Raw genomic sequence first — 2,759 nt, 5'->3', positions numbered from 1 at the left:
CGCGTTTTCATCGATGTCCGCACTGCCAGCGCGGCGCCGTGAATCTGGAGATGGAAATGGCAAATGATGGTTCGGTTGCTCCGAAGGAACGCGTCAATATCGTCTATCGCCCGGCCACGGGAGACGCGCAGGCAGAAGTGGAACTGCCGCTCAAGTTGCTCGTGCTCGGCGACTTCACGTTGCGTCAGGACGACGTACCGATCGAAGACATGAAGCCGATCAACGTCGACAAGGACAACTTCAACGAAGTGCTGAAAGGCCAAAAGCTCGGCCTGCAACTCTCGGTGCCGAACAAGCTCGACGAGAAAGCCGGTCCCGACGACGTGCTCTCGCTCGACCTGAAGTTCGACTCGATCAACGACTTCACGCCCGATGCGCTCGCGGAGCGCATTCCCGAGCTGCGTCAGATGCTCGAACTGCGCGACGCCCTGAAGGCGCTGAAAAGCCCGATCGGCAATCTGCCCGACTTCCGCAAGCGTCTGCAAGAGCTGATCCAGGACGAAGGCGTGCGCGCGCGGCTGCTCGGCGAACTCGGCGCACAAGACAAGTAACGCGGAACCAGCACTTCGTAGATGAAGGAGATTGAATTGAGCGACGAACAACAGCAATCCGGCGCAGCGGCGCCGGCAGAGGCCGCGGCGGGCGAAGTCTCGCTGCTCGATCAACTGGTGGAGTCGGCCCGCATCAAGCCGGGCGACGAAGCGTACTCGATCACGCGCCAGGGTATTCAGGCGTTCGTCGCGCAACTGCTCGAACCGCAGCGTTCGGTGGAGCGTGTCACCGCCGCGACCGTCGACGACATGATCGCGAGCCTCGACCGCAAGCTGTGCGCGCAGGTCGATGCCATCCTGCATCACGATGACTTCCAGAAGCTGGAGTCGTCGTGGCGCTCGCTCAAGTTCCTCGTGGACCGCACCAACTTCCGCGAGAACATCAAGATTCAGTTGATGAGCGTGAGCAAGCAGAAGCTGCTCGACGACTTCCAGGACGCGCCCGAGATCACCAAGTCAGGGCTGTACAAGAACGTCTATACGGCCGAATACGGCCAGTTCGGCGGCCAGCCGTTCGGCGCGATCATCGCTAACTACGAGTTCAATGCAAGCGCGCCCGATGTCAAGCTGCTGCAATATTCGGCAAGCGTCGCCGCGATGGGTCACACGCCTTTCGTCGCCGCCGCCGGCGCGGATTTCTTCGGCATCGACTCGTTCGATCAGTTGCCGAACCTGAAAGATCTGTCGTCCATCTTCGAAGGTCCGAAGTACGTCAAGTGGAACGCCTTCCGCGAAAGCGAAGATGCGCGCTACGTGGGCCTGACCGCGCCGCATTTCCTCTTGCGCGTGCCGTATGGCCCGGAAACGGCGCCTTCGAAGAAATTCAACTACAAGGAAGACGTGTCGAGCGGTAACGACCAGTTCCTGTGGGGCAACGCGGCCTTCGCGTTTGCCACGCGTCTCACCGAAAGCTTCGCGGACTACCGCTGGTGCGCCAACGTGATCGGCCCGCAAGGCGGCGGCACGGTGCAGGACTTGCCGGTGTATTCGTTCGAATCCATGGGCGAGATCCAGAACAAGATTCCGACCGAAATCCTGATTTCCGAACGACGCGAGTTCGAGCTGGCCGAGCAAGGTTTCATGGCGCTCACCATGCGCAAGGACAGCGACAACGCCGCGTTCTTCTCCGCCAACTCGGCGCAGAAACCGAAGTTCTTCGGCCAGTCGAAAGAAGGCAAGGAAGCCGAGCTCAATTACAAGCTCAGCACGCAATTGCCGTACATGTTCGTCATGAGCCGCATGGCGCACTACATCAAGGTGATGCAGCGCGAGAACATCGGCACGTGGAAGGAGCGCGGCGATCTGGAGAAGGAACTCAACAACTGGATTCGCCAGTACGTCGCCGACATGGACAACCCGAGTCCGGGCGTGCGCAGCCGCCGCCCGTTGCGTCAGGCCGAAATCAACGTGCTCGACGTGGAAGGCGAACCGGGCTGGTACAAGGTCGACATGAAGGTGCGTCCGCACTTCAAGTACATGGGCGCGTCGTTCACGCTGTCGCTCGTCGGCAAGCTGGAAACTGCCTGATGCGCGCATCGGGTTCGAGGCAGCCGCGAACATAAGCGGCGCTTCGGCCAGGTTTCATCCGTAACACGCGGGCGGTCACCTGCAACGAGGCGGTAACCGCCCGCGCTCACACTGTGTTCATGCGCTCCGACACCTACACGTAAATGGGCGCATCGAGTCGATGCATCAAGTCAAGAAGCGACACGCGGACAAACCATAACGGCAACTGGAGGCCACCATGCCGATGCCATGCTACCTGACCCTCGAAGGTCAGAATCAAGGAAAGATCGAAGGCTCCACGAAGGTTCAGGGCCACGAAGGCAAGATCCTCGTGCAGGCCGTGGATCACACCATCGAGATCCCGAAGAGCCCGCAAACGGGTCTGCCCACGGGCAAGCGCGTGCATGGCGCGATGTCGGTGACCAAGGAAATCGACAAGTCCAGCCCGAAGCTCTATCAGGCGCTCACCTCCGGCGAGCAGATGAAGACCGTGACGCTGGAGTTCTATCGCATTTCGCCGAAGGGCACGGAAGAGAAGTACTACACCGCCAAACTCGAGAACGCGATCCTCACGCACATGCAGTCCTGGACGCCGAACTGCCTCGACCCGAACAACAAACAGATGGGTCACATGGAAGATCTCGCGTTCACCTACGAAAAGATCACGTGGACCTACGAGCCGGACGGCATCGAAGCCGAAGA

At 60.2% G+C, this 2,759-nt stretch carries 3 protein-coding genes; all 3 read left to right on the top strand.

Annotated features, from left to right (window positions below):
* Window positions 1–56 precede the first annotated feature (56 nt).
* Complete coding sequence (gene tssB, locus NCR98_RS33155; protein WP_244831862.1) at window positions 57–551, top strand: type VI secretion system contractile sheath small subunit; 495 nt, start codon at window positions 57–59, stop codon at window positions 549–551.
* 102 nt (window positions 552–653) lie between these two features.
* On the top strand, window positions 654–2,078 hold the full coding sequence (gene tssC, locus NCR98_RS33150; protein WP_250511776.1) for a type VI secretion system contractile sheath large subunit: 1,425 nt from the start codon (window positions 654–656) through the stop codon (window positions 2,076–2,078).
* 217 nt (window positions 2,079–2,295) lie between these two features.
* The coding region (locus NCR98_RS33145; protein ID WP_250470245.1) for an Hcp family type VI secretion system effector at window positions 2,296–2,759 on the top strand (464 nt) is incomplete at its 3' end.

Source organism: Caballeronia sp. GAWG2-1 (assembly GCF_023631405.1).
In the GTDB taxonomy this organism is placed as follows: domain Bacteria; phylum Pseudomonadota; class Gammaproteobacteria; order Burkholderiales; family Burkholderiaceae; genus Caballeronia.
Note: the sequence above shows the minus strand (reverse complement) of the source record. Positions and strands in the feature narration are given on the sequence as shown.